The 26,718-nt window shown below is 66.6% G+C and carries 22 protein-coding genes; 15 read left to right on the forward strand and 7 right to left on the reverse strand.

Translation table 11 applies throughout. The features are described 5' to 3' along the window. Nucleotides 1-80 precede the first annotated feature (80 nt). Nucleotides 81-1,910: an ABC transporter ATP-binding protein/permease gene (locus tag E7V67_000215; protein ID WUR13566.1), complete on the forward strand. Its 1,830-nt coding sequence runs from the start codon at nucleotides 81-83 to the stop codon at nucleotides 1,908-1,910. A 117-nt stretch (nucleotides 1,911-2,027) separates the two neighbouring features. Next, nucleotides 2,028-2,345, forward strand: a complete 318-nt coding sequence (locus E7V67_000220) for a hypothetical protein (GenBank protein WUR13567.1) — start codon at nucleotides 2,028-2,030, stop codon at nucleotides 2,343-2,345. A 63-nt stretch (nucleotides 2,346-2,408) separates the two neighbouring features. Here the strand turns inward: E7V67_000220 and E7V67_000225 are convergent, their stop codons facing one another. Next, nucleotides 2,409-3,698: a dicarboxylate/amino acid:cation symporter gene (locus tag E7V67_000225; GenBank protein ID WUR16197.1), complete on the reverse strand. Its 1,290-nt coding sequence runs from the start codon at nucleotides 3,696-3,698 to the stop codon at nucleotides 2,409-2,411. Between the two features lie 327 nt (nucleotides 3,699-4,025). On the opposite strand from E7V67_000225, the gene E7V67_000230 reads away from it, so the two are divergent. The 4 genes from E7V67_000230 to E7V67_000245 are packed head-to-tail and all read left to right on the forward strand — an operon-like array spanning nucleotide 4,026 to nucleotide 7,662. Then, nucleotides 4,026-4,751 carry an amino acid ABC transporter ATP-binding protein gene (locus E7V67_000230; GenBank protein WUR13568.1) on the forward strand — a complete coding sequence of 242 codons (726 nt, stop codon included), beginning with the start codon at nucleotides 4,026-4,028 and terminating at the stop codon, nucleotides 4,749-4,751. Nucleotides 4,752-4,792: 41 nt separating this feature from the next. Further along, nucleotides 4,793-5,848 (forward strand): dihydroorotase, encoded by a 1,056-nt coding sequence (gene pyrC / locus E7V67_000235; protein ID WUR13569.1) that lies wholly within the window; start codon nucleotides 4,793-4,795, stop codon nucleotides 5,846-5,848. Next, nucleotides 5,849-6,658: a DUF3025 domain-containing protein gene (locus E7V67_000240; protein ID WUR13570.1), complete on the forward strand. Its 810-nt coding sequence runs from the start codon at nucleotides 5,849-5,851 to the stop codon at nucleotides 6,656-6,658. It begins immediately after the preceding gene. After that, entirely contained in the window at nucleotides 6,655-7,662 is a 1,008-nt protein-coding gene (locus E7V67_000245; GenBank protein WUR13571.1) for a Gfo/Idh/MocA family oxidoreductase, read from the forward strand. Before E7V67_000240 ends, E7V67_000245 begins: the two co-directional genes overlap by 4 nt. Before the next feature lie 48 nt (nucleotides 7,663-7,710). Here E7V67_000245 and E7V67_000250 read toward each other — a convergent pair whose 3' ends face one another. After that, on the reverse strand, nucleotides 7,711-8,151 hold the full coding sequence (locus E7V67_000250; protein WUR13572.1) for a PEPxxWA-CTERM sorting domain-containing protein: 441 nt from the start codon (nucleotides 8,149-8,151) through the stop codon (nucleotides 7,711-7,713). A gap of 134 nt (nucleotides 8,152-8,285) precedes the next feature. Here E7V67_000250 and E7V67_000255 point away from each other — a divergent pair, with 134 nt between their 5' ends. Together E7V67_000255 and E7V67_000260 are read left to right on the forward strand one after the other, a co-directional pair. After that, nucleotides 8,286-9,503: an MFS transporter gene (locus E7V67_000255; protein ID WUR13573.1), complete on the forward strand. Its 1,218-nt coding sequence runs from the start codon at nucleotides 8,286-8,288 to the stop codon at nucleotides 9,501-9,503. 1 nt (nucleotide 9,504) lies between these two features. After that, the gene (locus E7V67_000260) at nucleotides 9,505-9,633 is read left to right on the forward strand and encodes a hypothetical protein (GenBank protein WUR16363.1); all 129 of its coding nucleotides are present in this window, start codon (nucleotides 9,505-9,507) and stop codon (nucleotides 9,631-9,633) included. Here E7V67_000260 and E7V67_000265 read toward each other — a convergent pair. The 5 genes from E7V67_000265 to recG form a co-directional block, all read right to left on the reverse strand. After that, nucleotides 9,593-10,714, reverse strand: a complete 1,122-nt coding sequence (locus E7V67_000265; protein ID WUR13574.1) for an acyltransferase — start codon at nucleotides 10,712-10,714, stop codon at nucleotides 9,593-9,595. The two genes, E7V67_000260 and E7V67_000265, sit on opposite strands and share 41 nt — an antisense overlap. 9 nt (nucleotides 10,715-10,723) lie before the next feature. After that, entirely contained in the window at nucleotides 10,724-12,802 is a 2,079-nt protein-coding gene (locus E7V67_000270; protein ID WUR13575.1) for a TonB-dependent receptor, read from the reverse strand. Nucleotides 12,803-12,876: 74 nt separating this feature from the next. Continuing rightward, complete coding sequence (locus E7V67_000275; GenBank protein ID WUR13576.1) at nucleotides 12,877-14,340, reverse strand: M23/M56 family metallopeptidase; 1,464 nt, start codon at nucleotides 14,338-14,340, stop codon at nucleotides 12,877-12,879. Nucleotides 14,341-14,342: 2 nt separating this feature from the next. Next, on the reverse strand, nucleotides 14,343-14,717 hold the full coding sequence (locus E7V67_000280; GenBank protein ID WUR13577.1) for a BlaI/MecI/CopY family transcriptional regulator: 375 nt from the start codon (nucleotides 14,715-14,717) through the stop codon (nucleotides 14,343-14,345). Between the two features lie 127 nt (nucleotides 14,718-14,844). Further along, nucleotides 14,845-16,917 carry an ATP-dependent DNA helicase RecG gene (gene recG / locus E7V67_000285; GenBank protein WUR13578.1) on the reverse strand — a complete coding sequence of 691 codons (2,073 nt, stop codon included), beginning with the start codon at nucleotides 16,915-16,917 and terminating at the stop codon, nucleotides 14,845-14,847. 78 nt (nucleotides 16,918-16,995) lie between these two features. On the opposite strand from recG, the gene queA reads away from it, so the two are divergent. From queA to E7V67_000320, 7 genes are all read left to right on the forward strand, one after another. Next, entirely contained in the window at nucleotides 16,996-18,021 is a 1,026-nt protein-coding gene (gene queA / locus E7V67_000290; GenBank protein ID WUR13579.1) for a tRNA preQ1(34) S-adenosylmethionine ribosyltransferase-isomerase QueA, read from the forward strand. A 17-nt stretch (nucleotides 18,022-18,038) separates the two neighbouring features. Next, nucleotides 18,039-19,178 (forward strand): tRNA guanosine(34) transglycosylase Tgt, encoded by a 1,140-nt coding sequence (tgt, locus tag E7V67_000295; GenBank protein ID WUR13580.1) that lies wholly within the window; start codon nucleotides 18,039-18,041, stop codon nucleotides 19,176-19,178. 181 nt (nucleotides 19,179-19,359) lie between these two features. Further along, the gene (gene yajC, locus E7V67_000300; GenBank protein ID WUR13581.1) at nucleotides 19,360-19,692 is read left to right on the forward strand and encodes a preprotein translocase subunit YajC; all 333 of its coding nucleotides are present in this window, start codon (nucleotides 19,360-19,362) and stop codon (nucleotides 19,690-19,692) included. A 66-nt stretch (nucleotides 19,693-19,758) separates the two neighbouring features. Then, complete coding sequence (gene secD, locus E7V67_000305; protein ID WUR13582.1) at nucleotides 19,759-21,618, forward strand: protein translocase subunit SecD; 1,860 nt, start codon at nucleotides 19,759-19,761, stop codon at nucleotides 21,616-21,618. Nucleotides 21,619-21,638: 20 nt separating this feature from the next. Next, the gene (secF, locus tag E7V67_000310) at nucleotides 21,639-22,661 is read left to right on the forward strand and encodes a protein translocase subunit SecF (protein WUR13583.1); all 1,023 of its coding nucleotides are present in this window, start codon (nucleotides 21,639-21,641) and stop codon (nucleotides 22,659-22,661) included. A 271-nt stretch (nucleotides 22,662-22,932) separates the two neighbouring features. Next, nucleotides 22,933-24,294: an MFS transporter gene (locus E7V67_000315; GenBank protein WUR13584.1), complete on the forward strand. Its 1,362-nt coding sequence runs from the start codon at nucleotides 22,933-22,935 to the stop codon at nucleotides 24,292-24,294. A gap of 11 nt (nucleotides 24,295-24,305) precedes the next feature. Further along, nucleotides 24,306-26,669, forward strand: a complete 2,364-nt coding sequence (locus E7V67_000320; GenBank protein WUR13585.1) for an NdvB protein — start codon at nucleotides 24,306-24,308, stop codon at nucleotides 26,667-26,669. The last annotated feature ends 49 nt before the right edge of the window (nucleotides 26,670-26,718 follow it).

Raw genomic sequence — 26,718 nt, forward strand, 5'->3', positions numbered from 1 at the left:
TCTTCTGGGGCTACAATGGGTCAAATTGTAAACCACGGGGCCCGGACCAGCCCGGCCGCCCTGCCAGCCAACAGCCCGCCATGCGCCGTTCCGCCTATTCCGATACCGCTCCCGTGCCCGGCGCCAATGCCCGCGGCGACTTTGCCACCCTGAAAACTTTGTTGCCGTACCTGTGGGTCTACAAATGGCGGGTCGGCGCCGCGCTGCTGGCGCTGGTCGGGGCCAAGCTGGCCAACGTCGGGGTCCCGGTCGTCCTGAAACACCTGGTCGATGCGATGACCGTCAAGCCGGGCGACCCGCACGCGCTGCTGATCCTGCCGGTCGGCCTGCTGGTGGCGTATGGTGCGCTGCGCCTGTCCACCACCGTGTTTACGGAGCTGCGCGAGTTTCTGTTTGCCCGCGTCACGCAGCGTGCCGTGCGCACCATCGCCCTGAGAGTGTTCCGTCATCTGCACGCGCTGTCCCTGCGCTTCCACCTGAACCGCCAGACCGGTGGCATGACGCGCGATATCGAGCGGGGCACGCGCGGCGTCGGCTCGCTGATCTCGTACACGCTGTTCAATATCCTGCCCACACTCGTCGAGATCGCGCTGGTGCTGGGATACCTCGTCACGCATTACGACGTGTGGTTCTCCGTGATCACCTTCAGCGCGCTGGTGCTGTACATCGCCTTCACCGTGACGGTGACGAACTGGCGCACGCACTTCCGCCGCACCATGAACGACCTTGATTCGAAGGCGAACACGAAGGCGATCGATTCGCTGCTGAACTACGAGACCGTCAAGTATTTCGGCAACGAGGAATACGAGGCGCGCCGCTACGACGAAGGCCTGCAGCGTTATGAAACGGCGGCGGTGAAGTCGCAGACGTCGCTGTCGCTGCTGAACACCGGCCAGTCGGCCATCATCGCCACGGCCGTGACGCTGATCCTGTGGCGCGCCACCCAGGGCGTCATCGACGGCAAGATGACCCTGGGCGACCTGGTCCTGGTGAATTCGTTCATGATCCAGCTCTACATCCCGCTGAACTTCCTGGGCGTGATCTACCGCGAGATCAAGCAAAGCCTGGCGGACATGGAGCGCCTGTTCTCGCTGCTGGACCAGAACCGCGAAGTCGCCGATGCGCCGGAAGCGCGCCCGCTGGCCACGCATGGCGCGCAGGTGAAGTTCGCGCACGTCGATTTCAGCTACGAGGCCAAGCGCCAGATCCTGTTCGACGTCGACTTCACCATCCCTGCCGGCACCACCACGGCCGTCGTCGGGCACAGCGGCTCGGGCAAGTCCACGCTGTCACGGCTGCTGTACCGCTTCTATGACGTCAACGCCGGCGCGATCACGATCGACGGCCAGGACCTGCGCGGCGTCACGCAGGATTCGCTGCGCCATGCCATCGGCATCGTGCCGCAGGATACGGTGCTGTTCAACGACACCATCGAGTACAACATCGGCTACGGCAAGCCAGGCGCCACGCGCGAGGAGATCGTGGCGGCCGCCCGGGCCGCGTCGATCCACGAGTTCATCGAGAGCCTGCCGGACGGCTATGCGTCGATGGTGGGGGAGCGTGGCCTGAAGCTGTCCGGCGGCGAAAAGCAGCGCGTGGCGATCGCCCGCACGCTGCTGAAGAACCCCGCCATCCTGATCTTCGACGAGGCCACCTCCGCGCTCGATTCGAAGTCCGAGCAGGCGATCCAGGCGCAGCTGAAGGAGATCGCGAAGAACCGCACCACGATGGTCATCGCGCACCGCCTGTCGACCATCGCGGACGCCCAGCAGATCCTCGTGATGGACCATGGGCGCATCGTCGAGCGGGGCACCCACCAGGCGCTGCTGGCCAAGGGCGGCTTGTATGCGCAGATGTGGGAGCGCCAGCAGGTGCGTGGCGACGAGGAGTCGGAATTGTTGACAAGCTGAGACGGGCCGCCACGGTCGTCCCGGCAAGCCACTGATTTGCCGGGCATTTTTCGGCTGGCCCGCAACTTGCCTGCATCACCTCCAGCCGTGCCCCGCACGGCATCGGCGGAGGTGCTCGTGAAAACCGTGCTGATGGTCCATCTTGCCTTGCTGCTGTGGGTGGCCGGAGTGCCCGCGGCGGCCGCGGTCTGGCTGGGAGAATACCCGGCGGGCACCATGACCGTTGTCGCGCCGGTCACGCCGGAGCCGTCCGCCCTGGAGCTGGAGCTGGCGCCGCCCCGGCCGGAACCGCTGCCCGCGCCGTTGCCGCCCGTCCCGGAACCGCTGCTCGTCGTCATGCTGGCTTGCGGCCTGCTGTTGATGATGCCGCGCACCTGGCTGGCCGATTGGTCGCGCCTGGGCGACCCCAAAACCCGGGACAGGCCCTGGTTTTGAGGAAATGTCGGCGCAAACAAAAAGGCCGGGCTTGCAGCCCGGCCTTTCGCAGGAAACACCGACTCAGCGCAGCGGCGCGGTGGCCGGGTCCTGCTTGATGGGCGTCGTCAGCTCGCCTTCCCACTTGGCCACGACGGCGGTCGCGACGCTATTGCCGATCACGTTCGTCGCGGAACGCGCCATGTCGAGGAAGTGGTCGATGCTGAGCAGCAGTACCAGGCCCGCCTCGGGGATGTTGAACTGCGCCAGCGTGGCGGCGATGACGACCAGCGACGCGCGTGGCACGCCCGCCATGCCCTTCGACGTCAGCATCAGCACGGCCATCATCGAGATCTGCGTGCCCATCGACAGTTCGATGCCATAAGCCTGCGCGATGAACACGGCGGCGAAGGTGCAGTACATCATCGAGCCGTCCAGGTTGAACGAATAGCCGATCGGCAGCACGAAGGCGGCGATGCGGTTGCGCACGCCGAAGCGCTCCAGGCCTTCCAGCGTTTTCGGGAATGCCGCTTCGGAGGAGGCGGTCGAGAAGGCCAGCAGGGTCGGGCCGCGCACTTCGGTCAGCAGCGCGAAGATGCGCTTGCCGAGGAAGATGAAGCCGGCGGCGATCAGCAGGATCCACAGGATGGCGATGCCGATGTAGAACTCGGCCATGAAGAAACCGTAGGTCTTCAGCACGCCGAGGCCTTCCTTGGCGATGATGCCGGAAACGGCGGCAAACACGGCGATCGGCGCGAACTGCATCACGTAGCCCGTCACCTTCAGCATGATGTGCGCCACGCCGTCGATCGCGTCGATCGTCGGCTCGGCTTTCTTGCCGACGGCGGCGGCCGCGAGGCCGAAGAACAGCGAGAACACGACGATCTGCAGGATTTCGTTCTTCGCCATGCCGTCGACGATGGAGGAGGGCACCAGGTGGGTGATGAAGTCCTTCAGGGTCAGGCTGCTGGTCGCCAGCTCGGCGTGGCCGGTGGTGGCCAGCGTACCGGCGAGCATGTCGCCCGGACGGAAGATGTTCACGAGGATCAGGCCCAGCGCCAGCGACATCACGGAAGCGATCAGGAACCAGCCCAGCGTCTTCAGGCCGATACGGCCTACCTCGCCGGCGTCGCCCATACGCGCGATGCCGACAACCAGCGTGGAGAACACCAGGGGCGCAATGATCATCTTGATCATGCGCAGGAACAGCGTCGTGATCAGGGACATCGCGTCCGAATACTTGGCCGGGGTTTCCAGCGACGTATTCAACAGGTAGCCTGCCAGGATGCCGAGCGCCAGCGCGACCAGGATATAGGTCGTCAGGCGGCTTTTCTTCTCCACGGGGCGGTGCTCCCCATCGTATTTGTCGTGCATATGGTGCGTATGGTCCATATTTATCTCCGTGGTGGGGCCAGCGCCGCCGGGTGGGTGGCGTGGCCGGGTTGCCGCTACAATGCTAAAAAACCTCGCCAACCCTCGCTGGCAAGCCGACCTGCGTGCACCGGTGCAACAGATCGGAAGGCGCCGGCGGCGGTTTTCCGAGGTTTTTTGCTGCTATCTCCGCGCGTCCGATTGTGGATCGTTGCTAAAAGATAAGGCAATTTGATTAATAAGTCCCGCAGTATCCTTGTGGCTCAGGACACTGTCAAGCGACTGTGGGCGCCCGTCCACAACGCGCCGGGGCACCCGATACGGACAACGATGATCGAACTCACGGACGTCAGCAAGTGGTACGGCAGCTTCCAGGTACTGGACGGCTGCAGCACTCGCGTCAACAAGGGCGACGTGATGGTGATCTGCGGCCCGTCCGGCTCCGGCAAGTCCACTCTGATCAAGACCGTCAACGGCCTGGAGCCGTTCCAGCGCGGCCAGATCGTGGTCGACGGTACCTCCGTCGGCGCGCCCGGGACGGACCTGGCACAGCTGCGCGCCCGCATCGGCATGGTGTTCCAGAACTTCGAGCTGTTCCCGCACCTGTCCGTGCGTGCCAACCTGGCGCTGGCGCAGGTCAAGGTCTTGCGGCGCTCGCGCGACGAGGCCAACGAGCGCGGACTGCGCTACCTGGACCGCGTCGGCCTGCTGGCGCAGCAGGACAAGTACCCGCACCAGCTCTCCGGCGGCCAGCAGCAGCGCGTGGCGATCGCGCGCGCGCTGGCGATGGACCCGGTGGCCATGCTGTTCGACGAGCCCACCTCCGCGCTCGACCCGGAAATGATCGGCGAGGTGCTGGACGTGATGGTAGGCCTGGCGCAGGACGGCATGACGATGATGGTCGTCACCCACGAGATGGGCTTCGCGCGCCGCGTGGCCAGCCGCGTGCTGTTCATGGACGGCGGGCGCATCCTGGACGACTGCGCCAAGGACGAATTCTTCGGCAGCCCCCGTTCCGGCCGGGCTGGCGAGTTCCTGGCACGCATCCTGCGTTGACGGGGAGAGTAGAATGTCGCATCCGTTTTCCGAGAACCGCCATGTCCCAACAACCCTACACCGCTCCTGATTCGATCACCATCATCCGCCCGGACGACTGGCACCTGCACCTGCGTGACGGCGCCACGATGGCGGCCGTGCTGCCGCACAGCGCGCGCCAGTTCGGCCGCGCGATCGTCATGCCGAACCTGAAGCCGCCCGTCACGACGGTGGCGCAGGCCGCCGCCTACCGCGACCGCATCCTGGCCGCGCTGCCGTCCGATCTGGCGTTCGAGCCGCTGATGACGCTGTACCTGACCAACAATACCAGCGCCGACGAGATCCGCCGCGCCGCCGAGAGCGATTTCATCCACGCCGTAAAACTGTATCCGGCGGGCGCCACCACCAACTCCGACGCCGGTGTGACGGACCTGGTCAACTGCTACCCGGTGCTGGAAGTGATGCAGGAAGTCGGGCTGCCGTTCCTGGTGCACGGCGAAGTGACCGATCCGGACGTCGACCTGTTCGACCGCGAAGCCGTCTTCATCGAGCGCATCATGCGCCCGCTGCGCCGCAATTTCCCGGCGCTGAACATCGTCTTCGAACACATCACGACGAAAGACGCGGCGCAGTACGTGGCCGAGGCGGAAGGCCCGATCGCCGCGACGATCACGGCGCACCACCTGCTGTACAACCGCAACGAGATCTTCAAGGGCGGCATCCGCCCGCACTATTACTGCCTGCCGGTGCTCAAGCGCGAGGAACACCGCCTGGCGCTGGTCACGGCCGCGACCAGCGGCGACGAGCGTTTCTTCCTCGGCACCGACTCGGCGCCGCACGCCCAGGGCGCCAAGGAAGCGGCCTGCGGCTGCGCCGGCTGCTACACGGCGCTGCATGCGATGGAGCTGTACACGGAAGCCTTCGAGCGCGCCGGCGCGCTGGACAAGCTGGAAGCCTTCGCCAGCCTGAACGGCCCGCAGTTCTACGGCCTGGCGCCGAACGCCGATACCATCACGTTGAAGCGCGAGCAGTGGACCCTGCCACAAACCTTGCCGTTCGGCGAGCAGGAGCTGGTCCCGCTGAACGCGGGCGAAACCATCAACTGGAAAATGGTGTAAGTGTTCGCCACGATCGACTGGGCGCAGCCGTGGTACGCGTCCGTGCGCGGCGCGGCCGCCCTGGCCGCGCAAGAGCATGCGGACGTGATCCCCGCTTTCAATGCGCGCGCGGCGGCGCTGGGCCTGGTCAACCATGCCGACCTGCCGCTGCGCTTCGTGCCGCAGGCCAGCCTGCCGGAGGGCACGGCGTATGAGGAGTTCATCGGCGCCACCGGCAACGTGCCCACGCGCGACAACCTGCACGATTTCTTCAATGGCCTGGTATGGCTGACGTTCCCGCTGGTGAAGCGGCAGCTGAACGCGCTGCAGGCCGCGCAGATCGCGCGCGACGGCGTGGGCAAGTCGCGCGGCCCCGCCCGCGACGCGGCCACGATTTTCGACGAGAACGCTGCGCTGCTGGTCGTGCAGGACGATGCCGACGGCGCCGCCCTGGTCGAGGCGCTGCGCAACCACCGCTGGCGCGAAGCCTTTGTGACGCGTGCCGCGCAGTTCGGTGCGAGCGCCGAGGTCTGGCTGTTCGGCCACGCCCTGATGGAAAAGCTGGTCGCGCCCTATAAAGCCATCACGGCGCACACGCGCGTGGTGATGGCCCCGGCCTTGTACTTCACGTGGCCTGCGCAGCAACGCCAGGCCTGGCTGGACGAGCAGGTGGCAAACCAGCTGCAGCAGGAAGGGTTGAACAATGCAGGATTCACGCCGCTGCCGGTGCTGGGCATTCCCGGCTGGTGGCCGGCGCAGGATGACGCTTTTTATGACGACACCGCCGTGTTCCGTCCCAAACGGCACACGCCCAAACAGGAGAACGCATGACGCAGACCAAAACCATCCGCTGGGGCATCCTCGGCACGGGCAAGATCGCCAAGGCCTTCGCCACCGCGCTGAAGGATACGCCGGACGCCGTCCTGGCGGCCGTTGCCTCGCGCAGTGTTGATAGCGCTACCGCCTTCGCGACGGCGTATGGCTCGCACGAGCTGACCAAAAGCCACGGCAGCTACCAGGCGCTGGCGGACGACCCGGACGTGGACGCGATCTACATCGCCACACCGCACCCGATGCACCACGAGAACGCGCTGATGTGCCTGAACGCCGGCAAGGCCATCCTGGTCGAGAAGGCATTTACGGTGAACCGCCGCGAAGCGGAGGAGATCGTCGCGCTGGCGCGCGCCAAAAAGCTGTTCGTGATGGAAGCGATGTGGACGCGCTTCCATCCCTCGCTGCTGGAAGCGAAACGGATCGTCGCCAGTGGCGAGATCGGCACGGTGGCCACCATCCAGGCCGACCTGGGTTTTTATGCGGACGTCGGTCCGGAGCACCGGCTGTTCAACCCGGCGCTGGGCGGCGGCTCGCTGCTGGACCTGGGCATTTATCCGCTGTCGATCGCGACCTACTTCCTGGGCCCGGTGCAGTCGGTGAAAGCCAGCGGCCAGCTCGGCCCGACGGGCGTGGACGTGCAGGCGGTATTCGCGCTGACGCACGAAAACGGTGGCCTGTCCGCCTGCAGCAGCAGCCTGTTGGCGCGTACGCCGGTGGAATGCACGATCTGCGGCAGCAAGGGTTTTATCCGCCTGCACAGCCGCTTCCACAATACGGAGGACCTGACGGTGGAACTGAACGACGGCAGCCGCCGCGCCGTGCATGTGCCGCGCATCGGCAACGGTTATGCGCACGAGATCATCGAGGTCAATCGCTGCTTGCGCGAGGGGCTGCTGGAGAGTCCTGTCATGCCGCTGGACGAGACCCTGGCGCTGATGGGAGTACTCGATGAGATGCGGCGGCAGATCGGGGTGACGTACGAGGCCGATCGGGCTGTCTAAGTAAAAAGGGACAGCGCTTGCTGTCCCTTTTGTTTTGCGTGCCGCTGCTTACGCGGCGGTCTTGCGGCGGCGAGCTACCACGCCCAGGATGCCGACGCCGGCCAGGAGCATGGCCCAAGTCGTGGGTTCGGGGACCAGCATCACGTCCCTGCCAGCCAAGGGGACAGTTCTAAAGCCGGAATCATTGCCATACTGATTCTCCACGACGTCGTATGCCCCGTCGATAACGTTGGCGCGCCCGCCATCTTCGTTGAACTCATGACCGCTGCCGGCAGTCGCCCACGATTGCGACCCGTTGGGTCCGGAAGCAGCCGAGCTAAATAGCCAGTCTGGCGAACCATTGGGCCCGGAAACAGCAGAGGAAAGCAGCCATTCTTGTGACCCATTGGGTCCCGCAACAGCAAAGTCGAACTGCGGAAAATGATCCGCGTGCGCCATGGGAGTCATGGCCGCCATGGCTAATGCCAAGCCAAGAATTTTCGTCTTCATCGATTCGCCTGAGTAGTCAGAGTATGCTGCTGAAAATTTGTAGCATATGGTTTTATTGCAATTTTCACAAGCGGTGTCAGCAGGCATATTTTGCTTCGGGTACACTGAACCGCCAGTCATCGCCAGGAAACGTCATGTTCACCGCTCCCCGTGCCCCCAACCTAAAAACCGTCCTGATCGCCACCGGCGTCATCCTGACCCTGGCCATGGGCGTGCGCCACGGCTTTGGCCTGTGGATGCAGCCGATCTCCCAGGCCAACGGCTGGAGCCGCGAGACCTATTCGCTGGCGATGGCGCTGCAGAACCTGATGTGGGGCGCGTTCGGGCCGTTTGCCGGCATGGTGGCGGACCGCTTCGGCACCATGCGCGTCGTGCTGGCCGGCGCGTTCGCGTACATGGGCGGCCTGCTGTGGATGGCGCTCGTCACGCAGCCGGCGCTGTTCGTCATCGGCTCCGGCATCCTGATCGGCCTTGGCCTGGCCTGCACGGCGTTTGGCGCCGTCAGTGGCATCATCGGCCGCGCGGCGCCGCCCGAGCGGCGTTCCTGGGCCTTCGGCATTTCCGGCGCGGCCAGCTCGTTTGGCCAGTTCATGCTGATGCCCGTCGAGCAGACGCTGATCTCGTCGGTCGGCTGGCAGACCGCGTTGTATCTGCTGGCGGCCCTGGTCGTATTCCTGATGGTGCCGATGTCGTTCCGGCTGCGCGAGCCGGCCCACGTGAAGGCGGCGGGGCATCATCAGAGCATCGGCGCCGCGCTGGGCGAGGCGCTGCGCAATCGCTCGTTCCTGCTGCTGGTCACCGGCTACTTCGTCTGCGGCTTCCAGCTGATCTTCATCGGCGTACACCTGCCGGCCTACCTGAAGGACAAGGGTGTGCTCGATCCGCAGGTCGCCGTCACCGCGCTGGCGCTGATCGGCCTGTTCAACATCTTCGGCTCGTACATGGCCGGCCAGCTGGGCGGCAAGGTGCCCAAGCGTTACCTGCTGTCGTTCATCTATTTTGCCCGCGCCGCCATCATCGCGCTGTTCCTGCTGGCGCCCCTGTCGCCGCTGACGGTCTACATCTTCGCGGCGGCGATGGGCGTGCTGTGGCTGTCCACGGTGCCGCTGACGAACGGCATCATCGCCGGCGTGTTCGGCTTGTCGCACATGTCGATGCTGGCCGGCCTCGTGTTCTTCTCGCACCAGATCGGCAGCTTCATCGGTGTGTGGTTGGGCGGCTACCTGTTCGACCTGCAGGGCAGCTACGATGTCGTGTGGGGCATCGCCATCGGCCTCGGTGTCATCGCCGGCCTGGCCAACCTGCCGGTGGACGAGCGCCCGCTGGTGCGCGCGCAGCTGAAGGCGGCGTGACGTGAACGAACGTCTCAAGCGCCTCGCGTGGTGGCTGTTGATCGCCGTCGTGCTGGCGTTGTGCTTTGCGGCCTACCTGCGTCCCGCCTTTATGCTGGACCTGGCAAACCGGATCTACCTGTGCTTCTGATCCGGCGCGCCAGCAGCCGCCGCACACCCCACGCCAGCAGCGCGCTGGCGGCCAGGAACAGCGCGAACAGCGGCAGGCGCGCCGCGTAGCCGATCTCCTCCTTGCTGAACAGGTTGCGCAGCAGCGCCAGCACGACGACATGGAACAGGTACAGCTCATAGCTGTGCCGGCCCAGCCAGCGCAGCGGCGCCAGCATGCGTGCCGTTGCCATGCTGGCGCCGCTGGCACGGCGCCTCGTCACCAGCAGCACGGCGGCGGCCAGCGCGATCCACGTGAACCCGAACACTTCGTGACCATGGATGCCGCGCAAGTATAGCGAGATGAGCGCCGCGCCCGCGAGCCAGCGCAGCAGCCGCGCATGGGGCAACGGCCGGTGCAGGCGATGGGCCAGCAGCGCGGCCAGGCAGCCCAGCGCGATCGCGTCGAAGCAGGCCAGGTAGCCGTACAGGTAATACAGCTCGTTGTCGGCGTGCGCCGCGCGGTACAGCGGACCGGCCACGATCAAGGCCACGCCCAGCAGCACCAGCAGCCAGGTGCGGCGCAGCAGCAGCGCGACCAGTGGCAGCGCCAGATAAAACAGTTCTTCCACCGACAGCGACCAGTACACGTTCAAACAGTAATTGAAGTAGCCGGCCGACTGCATCAACACGTTGTGCCAGAACGTCAGCACCGAGCCCACGGCGGGCACGAAAAACGACGCCGGCAGGGCCGGATCGGCATCCGAATTGTCGAAGTAGGGCACGCCGGCGCAGCCGAGCGTGACGATGATCGCCAATGCCAGCAGCAGGGGCGGCAGGATGCGCCGGGCGCGCGCCGCGTAAAACGCGCGGGCGTCGATGCGAGACAAGCTGCCCCAGCGCGCCAGCGAATTGGTCGTGATCAGGAAGCCGGAAATGACGAAAAATACAGTGACGCCATAGTTGCCGTTCCGGGCCACGGCCGTGACGAACGCGGGACCGAACAAGCTTCCCAGCGGGCTGTCCTTTAGGCCATAGGCCAGTGCGAAGTGGAGCACCAGCACGCTGGCAATGGCCGCGCCGCGCAGCAGGTCGATATGGGGATTACGGTGGCTACCGATCATCGGGATTCCTTATTGGCGTAGTTCGAAGCCGACACGCAGCGTGCGGTAGCTGCGCGTGCGGGTGACGGCGTCCTGCCACAGGCCGTGGTCGTCCGGGCCGTACCGGCGCTGGGTCACCCGATCCGGGCGCAGCAGGTTGAGGGCGTCGATGCGCAGGCGGCGCCGGGTGTCCAGCTGCCACGTCGCCCAAGCATCGAGCTTGCGCTGCCGTCCAGCATCATCCACCAGCGCGGACGAGGTCCGGGCCACCACCCCCTGCTGGAACACATAGTTGGTGCCCAGTGCAACGGCGCCGATGCGATAGTCCAGCCCAAGGGTGCCGCTGGCCGGGGCCTGCCGGTCCAGCCGGTTGTCCGGACCCGGCAGCGCGGCCACACGCGACCAGTTGCGCGCCACGTTGCCGCGCAGCGTCAGCGCCGCCGACAGCGCGATCCTTGCCTCCAGCGCCACGCCGTGCACAGTGGCGCGGCCGGCGTTGACGGGGCGGGACAACCAGCGTCCATCGACGCCGGAGAGCTGCTGCACCGTCACGTCATCGATGCGGCGGCTGTATGCGCTGGCGCTGAGCAGACCGCCGCCGGCCAGGTAGCGGTCGATGCCGGCGTCGACACCCCATGCGACTTCCGGGCGCAGCGCCGGATTGCCTTCCGTGTCCGGGTTGGTGACGCTGTTGTTGTTGTCGGTCGTGTAGCGGCGCGGCACCAGCTCGACCATCGTCGGCGCCTTGTACGTGCGGCTGACACCCGCGCGCAGCGTCGTCGCCGGCGTCAGCTTGAATGCCGCCTGCAGCACGGGACTCCACAGCCGGCTGCGCGCGCTCGTGCCGGCCACGCTGGTCGCCAGCGCCTCATGGCGCAGGCCAGCCGACAGCGACCAGGCACCACGCTGCCAGTCGTCCTGCGCGTACACGGCCGCGTGGCGCATGCGGCCGTCGTAGCGCTGGTCCAGCACGAAGTTCAACGCGCCGTCGGGCGCCCGTTCGCGCTCGACACGGGTCTGGTGCCGCCTGGCCTGACTGATGTCCCAGCCGACGACGATCGAATGAGCGCCCAGCGGCGCGAAGCCGTAGCGGCCTTTCGACAGCAGCACATCGTCGCCGATATCGGCCCGCACGGCGCGCAGCGTCGGCCGTGCGGCGGCGGTCTCGCGGCCGGCGAAGTCGAAATCCGAGTTGCGCGGGCTGTGGCTGGCCAGTGCTGTCAACGCCAGCGTCGCGCCATCGGTAAACTGGTGCTGCCACGTCAGCTCGCCGCGCAGCAGTGGTGCGCGCGAACGGAACAGGTTGTCCTGTGCCGCGAATTGGCCCGGCGCCGTGGCGCCTGGCAGCTCGCGTCCCGCTGCCGTGATGCGGCGCCAGGTCAGGCTGGCGAAGCCTTGCCACGTCAGCGTGTCCGCGTCGCCGGCGCGCCAGGTCAGCCGCGGTGCCAGGCTGGCGCTGTCCGCGACGTTCAGGTTCCCGATGGCCATCGCGCGCCTACCGGCGGGCAGCCGCTCGTGCAGCAGCTGGGGTTCCGGCAGCACGCTGCGCGTCGCATTGAACCCGACAAGCCATGCCAGCGTGTCGCCCTTGCCCGACCACTGCGCGCTGGCGCGCGGCGCCCGGCGACCGTCCGGCCATTCCACGCCGGCGCCGTATTCGGCCAGCGTCCGTGGCGGCATCTTGCGCAGCACGATATTGACGGTGCCGGCAATGGCCTGCGTGCCCAGCTCCGCCGAGGCGCTGCGCAGGATCTCGACCCGCTCCACCAGCTCGGGCGCGAGCGTGTCGATGCTGAAGCCGGCGGGGGCGGGCAGGCCGTCCAGCAGCACCTGCGTGTAGCCGCTGCCCAGGCCGCGCATGCGCACCGTGGCACCGCGGCCCGTCGTCTCGACCGTGATGCCGGGCAGGCGCTGCAACGCCTCCGCCAGGGTGCGGTCTCCGTCGGCCGCCAGTTGGGCGCGCCCGAGCACGACGGTGCTGGCGGTGTCGTCGCGGCGCTGGTCATGACGCACGCCCTTGACCTCCACGGTCGTCAGGGTATCGGCGGCGGCGGTGCCGCAGCCCAGGGCGAGCGCGAGCCAGCCGCGCGCCAGGCGGTCGATATGCATGATGTCCTTTCGATGGGTGTGACGGGCCCCGCCGCCCGAGGGGCAGCGCGGCAACGCAACAGGAAGCGGGCGGTTTAACGAAGCGGCAGGGCGGTATCGAGCAGGGTGCGCGGATCGACCTGGCCGCCGTCGCGCAGCACCTCGAAGTGCAGGTGCGGACCGGTCACCTTACCGGTCGCGCCGGACAGCGCGATGCGCTGGCCCGCCGCGACACGGTCGCCGGCCTGCACGGCCAGCGCGTCGAGGTGCGCGTACAGCGTCTGCAGGCCGTCGCCATGATCGACGACGATCACCTTGCCGTACCGGGTGCCGCCGCCATAGCGGTCGGTGGCGACAGTCACGACGCCGGCGGCAGGCGCCAGCACCGCGCTGCCGCGCCGCGCGGCAAAGTCCATGCCGCGATGGGGTTTGCCGCTGGGGCGGTTGGTCGAGCCAAATTCACTGGTTACGCGCAGCGTTGCCAGCGGCGCCTGCCAAGGCGAAGCCGTGACCACCGCAGCCGGCGCGCTGGCGGGTATGGCTGGCATGCCGTGGTCGGCCGCGAGCCGCGGCTGCAGCAGCACGCTGGCGGCGCACAACGCCGGCAGCGCCAGGACGATGACGCCGAGCACGGAAGCCGGCGCCGCCGGCGCGGCTGTGCGAATCCGGCGCACCCGCTCCGCCAGCGTCGGTCCGGCGGCACCGAACTGCAGGGCCACCGGCGCCGGGCCGGCAGCCTGGCGCTGCAGCACGCTCAATTGCGCCAGCAGGGCCGCCGCATAACTGCGGCGCGCGCTGGCCGGCCGCGCCGCCAATACGGCACTGTCGCAGCCCAGCTCGAGCGCCCAGTGCAGCTGGCGGCGCAGGGCGTGCGCCGCCGGCACGAACCACAGCATGGCCTGCAGCAGGACGCCGGCGTGCTGCCACCAGTGATCGCGGCGGCGCAGGTGCGTCAGTTCATGGGCGACGATCAGGCGTTGCTGCTCGACGTCGAAGCCGCGCAGGTGGCGCGGCAGCAGCAGCACGGGACGACGCAGGCCGGCCAGCATCGGCGTGACCGGTGCGTCCACCTCCAGCACGGGCAGCGGGCAGGCTTGGTCCGCCAGCGCCGGATGTGCCGCCAGCGCATCGTCGTCGAGGCGCTCGGCTGCCTGCAGCAGCGCGCGCACCAGACGGCGCGCGCGCTGCCAGCGCCAGGCGTGCCAGCTGGCGCCGGCGGCATAGCAGCCCAGCCAGAGCCAGGCGCACAGCGGCAGCATATCGGTGTCGTCCAGGTCGTCGCCGCCGTATAGTGCGGCGCCGTCGGCGGCAACCGCCATCGTGGGCTTCGTCAGAGGCAGTGAGACCACCACGGGCACGAGGCTGTAGCGCGCCGGTACCGGCAGCAGCATCAGCGGCATGGCCAGCACGCCGGTCAGCAGCGCCAGCAGCCATGGCATGCGGCGCATCGCCAGGGCCGGCCAGCGCCGCCGGGCCAGCGCCAGCAGGCCCCAGGCTGCGCTGGCGCTCAGCAGGGCGCCCACGCTCGCCTGCAGGAAGTCGATCGCGAAGGCCGCCATGTTCATTCCTTGTCCGCCGGCCAGTCGTGCAGCAGCTGTTCCAGCTCCGCCAGTTCGCTGTCGTTGACCAGTTTCGAGCCTGTGAACATATTGACGGGCAGCGGCTCGTCCAGCTCCATCACGCGGCGGCCGAAGTCATGCGCGAACGCGGCCAGCGTCTCCACCTTGTCCAGCACCGCGCGGTAGACGTTGACGCCATGGACCACGTCGATGGCGACCATGCCCTTGTCCAGCATGCGGTCGAGCGTCTTGCGGGTGGACGAGTACGACCACTGCAGTTCGCCCTCCGCCTGCTCGTGCAGCTCGCGGGCGGACAGTGGTTGCTGCTTCCACAAACACTTCAGCAGCGTGAGTTCGGTAACGGATGGGATGGACATGACGGCTCCTGTGACGTTTGACGCAATCATACGACACGTGTCGCAAGGCGACAACGACTTTGTGCGACATTTGTCGCACGAACGGAAGAGTGAGACGCCAGCGTGATGTTGCCGCCGAAGTGGACGGCTAAACCTTCAGGAACTCCTCGCGCCCGCCCAGCCAGCGCTCCAGGTGTGCCGCCACGATGGCGGCGCTGCCCGGCAGCTCGTCGTGCAGCAGCGCATGCGCCACGTCGCGCGCCTTGTCCACCAGCCAGCCATCCGTCTCCAGGTCGGCAAAGCGCAGCATGGCCTGGCCGGACTGGCGCGCGCCGAGGAATTCGCCCGGGCCACGAATCTCCAGGTCGCGCCGGGCGATCTCGAAGCCGTCGGTGGTCTCGCGCATCGTCATCAGGCGCTGCTTGGCGATCGGCCCGAGCGGGCTTTGATACAAGAGCAGGCACACGCTGGCCGCCGAGCCGCGGCCCACGCGGCCACGCAGCTGGTGCAGCTGCGACAGGCCGAAGCGCTCTGCATGCTCGATCACCATCAGCGAGGCGTTCGGCACATCCACGCCGACCTCGATGACGGTGGTTGCCACCAGCACGTGCACGTCGCCAGCGGAAAACGCGTCCATGACGACCTGCTTCTCGGCTGGTTTCAGGCGGCCGTGTACCAGGCCCACCTGCAGGTCGGGCAGGGCGGCGGCCAGGGTTTCGTAGGTTTCCGTCGCCGTCTGCAACTGCAGCGCTTCCGATTCCTCGATCAGCGGGCAGACCCAGTACACCTGGCGGCCCTCCAGGGCCGCCGCATGGACCCGCTCGATGACCTCGTCGCGCCGGTTCTGGTCGATCACGCGCGTGACGATGGGCGTGCGCCCCGGCGGCAGCTCGTCGATGACGGACACCTCCAGATCGGCGTAGTACGTCATCGCCAGCGTGCGCGGGATCGGCGTGGCGGACATCATCAGCTGGTGCGGCACCAGGCCCTCGGCGCCCTTGTTGCGCAAGGTGAGGCGCTGGCCCACGCCGAAGCGGTGCTGCTCGTCGACGATAACGAGGCCCAGGCGGTCGAACTGCACCGTGTCCTGGATCAGCGCATGCGTGCCGATCACCAGGCGCGCGGCGCCCGACTCGACCCGTTCGACGGCCGCCTGTTTCTCCTTCTTTTTCAGGCTGCCCGTCAGCCATGCCACCTCGACGCCGAGCGGCTCCATCCACGCCGCGATCTTGCGGAAGTGCTGCTCGGCCAGGATCTCCGTGGGCGCCATCAGCGCGGCCTGGAAGCCGCTGTCGATGGCCTGCGCGGCCGCGAGGGCTGCGACCACGGTCTTGCCGCTGCCGACGTCGCCCTGCAGCAGCCGCTGCATCGGATACGGCTGGCGCAGGTCGGCGCGGATCTCGTCCAGCACCCGCGCTTGCGCCGCCGTCAGCCGGAACGGCAGTTGCGCCTGGAACGCGGCCGACAGCGAACCCACCGCCGTCAACGGCGCCGCACCCTTCTGGCGGCGCGCCTGCTGCGCCCGTTTCAATGACAGCTGCTGGGCCAGCAGCTCGTCGAACTTCATGCGCGTCCAGGCCGGATGGCTGCGCTCTTCCAGGGCGTGCTCGTCGATGTCCTGGGGCGGGTAGTGCAGCAGGCGGATCGATGGGGCGAACGGCTGCAGGTGCAGGCGTTCGCGCAGGTCGTCGGGCAAGGTGTCGGTCCAGTCGACCCGCCGCATCGCCTCGGCGATGGCCTTGCGCAGCACCGTCTGCGACAGGCCTTCGCCGGAGTGGTAGACGGGCGTCAGCGACGTCGGCAAGGGCGCGCCTTCGTTGACGACCTTGTAGGTCGGGTGCACCATCTCGGCGCCGAAGAAGCCGTGTTTCAGTTCGCCGCGCGCACGCACGCGCGTGCCTTCGGCCAGCTGCTTGACCTGGCTGCCGTAGAAGTTCATGAAGCGCAGTTGCAGCTCGCCGGTCTCGTCGGCGATATGGACGATGAACTGGCGCCGCGGTTTATAGGCGATCTCGTTCGACGTGACGACGCCTTCCACTTGCGACGTGTGGCCGCCGCGCAGGCAGGCCTCGCGGATGGGGATGACCTGGGTCTCGTCCTCGTAGCGCATCGGCAGGTGCAGCACCAGGTCCATGTCGGTGCGCAGTCCCAGCCTGGCCAGCTTGCTTTCGGCGGTCGCCGCCTTCTTCACTGCGGGCTTGCTTTGCTTCGTTTCAGCCATTTTTGCGCGATTTTTGGGCAGTAGCGTAAAATAGAGGGTTGCCCTTTGGTTTTCAAATGCTCCGCCTGCTATCACGACATGTATTCGTTATCCGACTTCGATTTTAACTTGCCGCCAGAGCGAATTGCTCAATTTCCTCTGCCGGACCGCAGCGCCTCGCGCCTGCTGCACGTCGACGGCCCGCGCCTGGCCGACCGCCAGTTCACCGACATCCTCGCGCTGCTGCAGCCGGGCGACCTGCTGGTGATGAACGACACCCGCGTGCTGAAGGCGCGCTTCTTCGGCGTCAAGGACAGCGGCGGCAAGGTCGAGGTGCTGGTCGAGCGCGTGCTGGACACCCGCACCGTGCTGGCGCAGGTGCGCGCGTCGAAATCGCCCGGCCCCGGCGTCAGGATCCGCCTGGCCGAGGCGTTCGACGTGACCGTCGGCGAGCGCGCCGGCGAGTTCTATACCCTGAAATTCGAGGCCGACGTGTTCGACCTGATCGAGCAGTATGGCCGCCTGCCGCTGCCGCCCTACATCGAGCACGCGCCGGGCGAGGTGGACGAGACGCGCTACCAGACCGTGTTCAACAAGGTGCCCGGCGCCGTCGCCGCGCCCACCGCGGGCCTGCATTTCGACGAAGCGCTGCTGCAAAAGTTGAGGGACAAGGGCGTCAACTTCGCCTACGTCACCCTGCATGTGGGCGCCGGCACCTTCCAGCCGGTGCGCACGGAAAACCTGGCCGAGCACAAGATGCACACGGAGTGGTACACGATGCCGCAGGAAACCGTGGACGCGGTGCGCGCCACCCGCGCGGCCGGGCGCGACGTCATCGCCGTCGGCACCACCAGCCTGCGCGCGCTGGAGTCGGCGTCGCAAACGGGCGAACTGGTGGCGGGCAGCGCGGATACCGCCCTGTTCATCACGCCGGGTTACCTGTTCAAGACCGTCACGCGCCTGATCACCAACTTCCACCTGCCGAAGTCGACGCTGTTGATGCTGGTGTCGGCCTTTGCCGGCTACGACGAAATCCGCGCCGCGTACGCCCACGCGATCGCCCACGAATACCGCTTCTTCAGCTATGGCGACGCCATGCTGCTGACCACGCCCAACCGCGCCTGACCCTCTCTGGAACACGAATGCTGGAATTTAAACTGCACAAGACCGACACCACCGGCCTGACCAAGGCGCGCCGCGGCACGCTCAAACTGAACCACGGCACCGTCGAGACGCCGATCTTCATGCCGGTCGGGACCTATGGTTCCGTCAAGGCCATGTCGCCGCTGGAGCTGAAGGAAATCGGCGCCCAGATCATCCTCGGTAACACCTTCCACCTGTGGCTGCGCCCGGGCAACGACGTGATGTCGAAGTTCGGCGGCCTGCATGGCTTCATGGGCTGGGACAAGCCGATCCTGACCGACTCCGGCGGCTTCCAGGTGTTTTCGCTGGGCGAGATGCGCAAGATCACGGAAGAGGGCGTGCACTTCAACTCGCCCATCAACGGCGACAAGCTGTTCCTCTCGCCCGAGATCTCGATGCAGATCCAGCGCGTGCTCAATTCGGACATCGTCATGCAGTTCGACGAATGCACGCCATACGAGATCAACGGCCGGCCCGCCACCTTGGACGAGGCGGCCAAGTCGATGCGCATGTCGCTGCGCTGGGCGCAGCGCTCGATGAACGAATTCAAGGCCGGCGAAAACCCGAACGCGCTGTTCGGTATCGTCCAGGGCGGCATGTTCGAGTCGCTGCGCGACGAATCGCTGGAAGGGCTGGAGAAGATCGACTTTCCGGGCCTGGCCATCGGCGGCCTCTCGGTGGGCGAACCGAAGGAAGACATGCTGCGCGTGCTGGAGCACGTCGGCCCGCGCCTGCCGGCCAACAAGCCGCACTACCTGATGGGCGTGGGCACGCCGGAAGACCTGGTGGCCGGCGTGTCGAACGGCGTCGACATGTTCGACTGCGTGATGCCGACCCGGAATGCGCGCAACGGCTGGATCTTCACCCGCTTCGGCGACATCAAGATCAAGAACGCCCGCTACAAGGACGACAAGGAACCGCTCGACCCGACCTGCTCGTGTTACGCCTGCCGCAACTTCAGCCGCGCCTACCTGCACCACCTGCACCGCGCGCAGGAGATCCTGGGCGCGCGCCTGAACACGATCCACAACCTGCATTACTACCTGGACATCATGCGCCAGATGCGCGAGGCGCTGGACGAGGACCGCTTCCCCGACTGGGTCAGGCAGTTCCACGCCGACCGCGCGCGCGGCGTCTGAAAACCCGGGTCAGACCCGGGTTGTCAGGAAACTTGCTTCGAAACAGGGGTCTGTCCCCGGTTTTTCAGGGCGTCGTGGCGAATTGCACACTACTTGCAATTTCCGCCATGGGCCCAATCTGATGGCCTTTGGCCGGTGCTAGAATACAGCGCTGCATTTTTTAACTATATTGGAGTCACCCGTGTTCATTTCCAACGCATATGCTCAAACCGCCGGCGCTGCCGACGCCTCGCTGATGGGCAATCTGTCGACCTTCGTGCCGCTGATCCTGATGTTCGTGGTCATGTATTTCCTGATGATCCGTCCCCAGCAGAAGCGCGCCAAGGAACAGAAGGCCATGATGGACGCGCTGACCAAGGGCGACGAAGTCGTCACGGCGGGCGGCATTCTCGGCAAGGTCTCCAAAGTGACCGACATCTACGTGACGCTCGAAGTCGCGGCCGGCACGGAAATCGTCGTGCAGAAGCCATCGATCACGACGCTGCTGCCGAAGGGCACGCTGAAGGGTCTGTAAGACACGTGCGGGCGGCCTGGCCGCCCGCTTGCGTATCGACGTCGCTCTACTAGAACGCTGAAGAATATGAACCGCTATCCTGTCTGGAAATACATCGTCATCGCCGTGGTCGTGCTGCTGGGGGCACTGTACACGGCGCCCAACTACTTCGGCGAATCGCCTGCCCTGCAGATCACCAGCGGCAAATCCACCGTCAAGGTCGACGCCGGCGTCGCCGCCCGTGTCGCCGAGGTGCTGAAGGCGCAGAACCTGCCCGCCAGCGAAGTGACGCTGGACGAAGGCGCCAGCCATTCCGTGCGCGCCCGCTTTACCGATACCGACACCCAGTTCAAGGCCAAGCTGGCCCTGGAACGCGGCCTGAACGCGGACCCGAACGACCCGACCTATATCGTCACCAACAACCTGCTGGCCAATACGCCGAAGTGGATGCAGAAGGTGGGCGCCCTGCCGATGTACCTGGGTCTCGACCTGCGCGGCGGTGTGCACTTCCTGATGCAGGTGGACACCAAGGCGGCGCTGGTCAAGCGCATCCAGGGCTTCCAGGCCGCGATCCGCACCCAGCTGCGCGACAAGAACGTCCGCCACGCCGGCATCGAGCGTGTGGGCGATGCCATCGTCGTCAAGTTCCGCGACGACGCCACCCGCCAGGCCGCGCACAAGGCGCTGGAAGACATGGCCGAACTGGCGCTGGTCGACAGCACCAGCGGCCCCGACCTGATCATGACGGCCAGCATGAAGCCGGCCGCGCTGAAGGCCGCGCTGGACAACGGCGTCAAGCAGAACATCGCCACCCTGGCCAAGCGCGTCAACGAACTGGGCGTGACCGAACCGATCATCCAGCAGCAGGGCGCCGACCGCATCGTCGTGCAGCTGCCGGGCGTACAGGACGTCGCCCGCGCCAAGGCCATCATCGGCCGCACCGCCACCCTGGAAGTGCGCCTGGTCGACCAGAGCGTCACGCGCGGCACCGAAATGACGGCGTCGATCCCGTACAACTCCGAGCTGTTCACGGTGGGTAAAAACGTGCCGGTCGTGCTGTACAAGGACGTGATCCTGACGGGCGACTACATCTCGTCGGCCGATGCACGCCTGGACCAGAACCAGCAGCCGGCCGTGTCGATCGACCTGAACGGCGACGGCGGCCGCAAGATGCGTGAAGCCACCCGCGACAACGTGGGCAAGCTGATGGCCATCGTCCTGTACGAGAACAAGAAGCCGGAAGTGCTGTCGGTCGCGACGATCCAGCAGGAGCTGGGCAGCCAGTTCCAGATCACCGGCATGGGCAGCATGGAGAACTCGACCGAGCTGGCCCTGCTGCTGCGCTCCGGCGCGCTGTATGCGCCGATGACGGTCATCGAGGAACGCCTGGTCGGCCCGCAGCTGGGTGCAGAGAACATCTCGAAGGGCTTCCACTCGACGATGTACGGCTTTGCCGCCATCGCCGCGTTCATGATCATCTACTACATGATGTTCGGCTTCTTCAGCGTGCTGGCGCTGGGCGTCAACCTGCTGCTGCTGGTGGCGATCCTGTCCGTCATGCAGGCCACGCTGACCTTGCCGGGTATCGCCGCTATTGCGCTGGCGCTGGGCATGGCGATCGACGCCAACGTGCTGATCAACGAGAGGATACGGGAAGAGCTGCGCGCCGGCGCCTCGCCGCAGGCCGCCATCGCGGCCGGCTTCGACCGCGCCTGGGCCACCATCTTCGACTCCAACGTCACCACCCTGATTGTCGCGCTGGCGCTGCTGGTGTTCGGCTCGGGTGCCGTGCGCGGCTTCGCGATCGTCCACGCGCTGGGCATCCTGACCTCGATGTTCTCCGCCGTCTTCGTGTCGCGCGGCGTGGTCAACCTGTGGTACGGCCGCAAGAAGAAACTGCAATCGCTGTCGATCGGTACCGTCTGGGTACCCGGTCAGGCCAAGTAACGCATTAGCCAGAGGATCTCATGGAATTTTTCCGCATTCATAAAGACATCCCGTTCATGCGCCACGCGTTGATCTTCAACGTGGTGTCGGCGCTGACGTTCGTGGCTGCCGTGTTCTTCCTGTTCCAGAACGGCCTGCACCTGTCGATCGAATTCAAGGGCGGCACCGTGCTGGAAGTGAAGTACCCGCACGCGGCCAACCTGGAAGGCATGCGCGCATCGCTGTCCGCCGCCGGCTACGAGCACCCCGAGGTGTCGAGCTTCGGCACCGCCAGCGATGTGATGATCCGCCTGCCGATCACGCCGGGCACCAGCTCGGACAAGACGTCGGCCAATGCGTTCGAAGCGCTGTGCCGTGCCGAGAAGGGCACCACGCGCCACTTCGACACGACCACGCCGCAGGGCGAGCACGTCAGCCGCACCGCCTGCCTGGACGCGGCCGGCAAGGAACTGGTCTCGCTGCAGCGCGTGGAATTCGTCGGCCCGCAGGTCGGCGAGGAACTGGCGCAGAACGGCCTGAACGCGCTGGTGATGGTCGTCATCGGCGTGATGATTTACCTGGCGATTCGCTTCGAGTGGAAGTTCGCCGTGGCGGCCATCATCGCCAACCTGCACGACGTCGTCATCATCCTGGGCTTCTTCGCCTTCTTCCAGTGGGAATTCTCGCTGACGGTGCTGGCGGCCGTGCTGGCGGTGCTGGGTTACTCGGTCAACGAATCGGTCGTCATCTTCGACCGGATCCGCGAGAACTTCCGCAAGCAGCGCAAGATGAGCGTGCACGAGGTGATCGACAACGCGATCACCAGCACGATCAGCCGCACGATCATCACGCACGGCTGCACGCAGATGATGGTGCTGTCGATGCTGTTCCTGGGCGGCCCCACCCTGCACTACTTCGCCATCGCGCTGACGATCGGTATCCTGTTCGGTATCTACTCGTCGGTATTCGTCGCCGCCGCCGTCGCCATGTGGCTGGGCGTCAAGCGCGAAGACCTGATCAAGCCGGTCAAGGAAAAGGACGAGACGGACGGCGCGGTCGTCTGATCGCTCCCGCCCCACGCGAATGCCGCCTTCGGGCGGCATTTTTTTGTTTCCCAAAATCGGGGACTGTCCCCGTTTTTGGGAAACTTTTATCGGTCACATTTTTGTTGACTTCATTGATAGCCGTTATTACACTTGATTTTGTTAGCGCTAACATTGCGCTGTAAGGTCCGATGGGCGGACCGGGGTGTTCACTTGCCCGGTCTGTTTTTTACTGTGCGGACGAGCCTGGGCTCGTCCGTGCAGGTTTTTTTTCAGGGGCGTGGTCGACCCGATGGCAGAGCAGCAGGCACTCTCCTGGCGCGAGCGGATCAGCTACGGCGTCGCCGACATGGGCTTCAATTTTTACTGGGCCAACATCGCCACGTTCCTGCTGTTTTTCTATACCGACGTGTTCGGCATCAGCGCTGCCGCCGCCGCGTCCATGATGTTCGCCATCAAGCTGGTCAACGCCTTTACCGATCCGATGATCGGCGCGCTGGCCGACCGCACCAGCACCCGCTACGGCAAGTTCCGTCCCTACCTGGTGTGGGGCGCGCTGCCGCTGGGCGCTGCCGCCGTGCTGACCTACACGACGCCCGACCTGGGCCAGGACGGCAAGCTGGCCTGGGCCTATGGCAGCTACCTGCTGATGATGGTGTGCTACACGGCGATCAACATCCCGTACAACGCGCTGTCCGGCGTGATGTCGGCCGACCCGCAGGAGCGCTCTACCATCAACGGCCTGCGCTTCATCTGCGCGTTCGGCGGCAGCACGCTGGTGACGGCCGCCACCCCGGCGCTGGTGCAGTGGCTGGGTGGCGGTAACGACAAGCTGGGCTGGCAGCTGACGATGGCCGCGTGGGCCGTCGCCGCCTCGCTGCTGTTCCTGCTCTCCTTCGCCAACACGCGCGAGCGCATCGCGCCGCCGCCGGGCCAGCGTTCGAACGTGCTGCAGGACGTGCGCGACCTGACCCGCAACGGCCCGTGGCTGGTGCTGTTCTTCCTGGCGCTGATCATCATGGTGACGATTACCCTGCGCACCACGACCGCCGCCTACTACTTCAAGTACTACGTGGGCCGCCCGGACCTGATGGCCAGCTTCGTGCCGACCTATATGATGGCTGCTGCCGCCGGTGCCGCCGCCACACCCTTGATGACACGCTTCGTCGACAAGAAGACCCTGATGATCGTGCTGATGTCGCTGACGGCGCTGCTGTCGGCCGCCTTCTTTGCGGTGCCGCCGGACCAGGTCTGGTTGATGTTCGTGCTGCAAGCGGCGCTGGGCCTGGTGCTGGGGCCGAAGTCGCCGCTGGCCTTCTCGATGTACGCCGACACGGCCGACTACACGGAATGGCGCACGGGCCGGCGCGCGACGGCGATGACGTTCGCCGCCGCCACGTTCTCGCAGAAGCTGGGCACCGCGCTGGCGGTGGCGGTGATCGGCGCGCTGTTCACGGCGCTGGGCTACGTGCCGAACGCCGCGCAGTCGACCGGCTCGCAGGCCGGCATCGTCTGGCTGATGTCGCTGATCCCCGCCGCGTTCGCACTGCTGGCGGTGGCCGTGATGTGCTGCTACCGGCTCGACGGCAAGCGCCTGCAGGCCATCCAGGCCGACCTGCTCGCCCGTAAGCATTCATTGTCCCCGCAAGCCTGACCGGAGAACCCATGTCGTCGCAACTGTTACGCCCCGCCGCTGGCGGCCACCGCTACGAGCTGCTGTCGCCCACCGCGCTGCCCCGCGCCGCCGGCTTTCTGTGGAATCGCCGCATGATGATGCAGATGACGTGCCGCGGCTATGCCGTCGCCCAGTTCATGCAGCCGGAGCCGGCCAAGTATGCGCATGCGCCCAACCTGGAGGCGAAGACGTTCATGCAGCCGGAGCAGGGCTATTACGCCCATCACCCGGGCCGCTTCTTTTATGTGCGCGACGACGACACCGGCGAGCTGTTCTCCGCGCCGCACGAGCCGGTGCGGGCCACGCCCGAGCGCTTCGTGTTCTCGGCCGGGAAGAGCGACCTGGCCTGGACGGTGGATCACCACGGCATCCGCGTCGAACTGGTCGTCAGCCTGCCGGTCGACGACGTCGTGGAACTGTGGTCGCTGCGGGTGACGAACCTGTCCGGGCGCGCACGCCGGCTCAGCGTCTACCCGTATTTCCCGATCGGTTACATGTCGTGGATGAACCAATCGGCCGAGTACCGCGCCGACCTGCAGGGCATCGTCGCCAGCTGCGTCACGCCATATCAGAAGGTGGCGGACTACTTCAAGCAGAAGGATTTCAAGGACAAGACGTACTTCCTGTGCGAATGCGCGCCGGATGCCTGGGAAGCGGCACAGGAAGCGTTCGAAGGCGAGGGCGGCCTGCAGGCGCCGTCCGCGCTGCAGGCGGACATGCTGGCCGGCGGCGACGCCCGCTACGAGACGCCCGCGGCCGTTGTGCAATACCGCGTGACGTTGGCCGCCGGCGCCGCCGAGGACTACCGTTTCCTGTTCGGCCCCGCGTTCGACGATGCCGAGATCGCGGCCATGCGCACGCGCTACCTCAGCGAAGCAGCGTTCGCCCAGGCGCGCGCGGATTATGCGGCGTACGTGGCCGAGGGCGCCGGCTGCGTCGCCATCGAAACCCCGGACGCGGCGCTGGACAACTTCGTCAATCACTGGCTGCCGCGCCAGGTGTACTACCATGGCGACGTCAACCGCCTGACCACGGACCCGCAGACGCGCAACTACCTGCAGGACAACATGGGCATGACCTTCGTGCGGCCCGCCACCGCGCGCGCCGCGTTCCTGCACGCGCTGTCGCAGCAGGAAGCGACGGGCGCGATGCCGGACGGGATCCTGCTGGTCGAGGGCGCGGAGCTGAAGTACATCAACCAGGTGCCGCACACGGACCACTGCGTCTGGCTGCCGGTCTGTCTGAAGGCCTACCTGGACGAGACGGCCGACTGGGCCCTGCTGGACGAGCCGGTCGTGGCGGCCGACGGTGCCAGCCTGACGATGGCCCAGCGCATCAGTCGCGCGATGGACTGGCTGCTGAAGGAACGCGACCTGCGCGGCTTGTCGTTCATCGCCCAGGGCGACTGGTGCGACCCGATGAACATGGTGGGCTACAAGGGCAAGGGAGTGTCGGGCTGGCTGACGGTGGCGGCCGCGTATGCGCTGAACCTGTGGGCCGACATGTGCGCGCACCGTGGCGACGGCGATGACGAGGCGCGCTACCGCGCCGGTGCGCGCGAACTGAACGACGCCGCCAATCACTACCTGTGGGACGGCCGCTGGTTCGCGCGCGGCATCACGGACGATGGCGTCGTGTTCGGCGTCAAGGACGATGCGGAAGGACGCCTGTGGCTCAACCCGCAGGCCTGGGCCATCCTGTCCGGCGCGGCCAGCGCCACGCAACGCTTGCCGATGCTGGCCGAGATCGAACAACAGCTCTACACGCCGTACGGCGTGCAGATGTTCGCGCCGCCGTACTCGAAGATGCGCGACGACGTCGGCCGCGTCACGCAGAAGCATCCCGGCTCGGCGGAGAACGGCGCCGTCTACAACCACGCCGCCGCGTTCTACATCCACAGCCTGTACACGATCGAGGAGGGCGGGCGCGCCTACGACCTGCTGCGCCGGATGATACCGGGACCGGACGAAGCGGACTACCTGCGGCGCGGCCAGCTGCCGATCTTCATCCCGAACTACTATCGCGGCGCGTGGAAGGAATATCCGCGCACGGCCGGCCGTTCCAGCCAGTTGTTCAACACGGGCACGGTGTCGTGGATCTACCGCTGCGTGGTCGAGGGCCTGTGTGGCCTGGTGGGTGATGAAGCGGGGCTGCGCATCGCGCCGCAGCTGCCGCCCGCCTGGCCGGGGATGCGCGTGGTGCGCCAGTTCCGCGGTGCGACGTTCGACGTGACGATCCGGCGCGGCGGCGGCGACAAGGTCGAGGTGCGCTGCGATGGCGAGGTGTTGGCGGCGCCGCGCGTGACGGCGATCGAGGCCGGGCGCCGCTATCTGCTGGAGGTAAGCGTTCCTTGAAACCCACGGTGACAGGCACCTATCCTGGGGTCTCCCGACCCCAGGATAG

Origin of the sequence: [Empedobacter] haloabium, assembly GCA_008011715.2 — a bacterium.
In the GTDB taxonomy this organism is placed as follows: Bacteria; Pseudomonadota; Gammaproteobacteria; order Burkholderiales; family Burkholderiaceae_D; genus Rugamonas; species Rugamonas haloabia.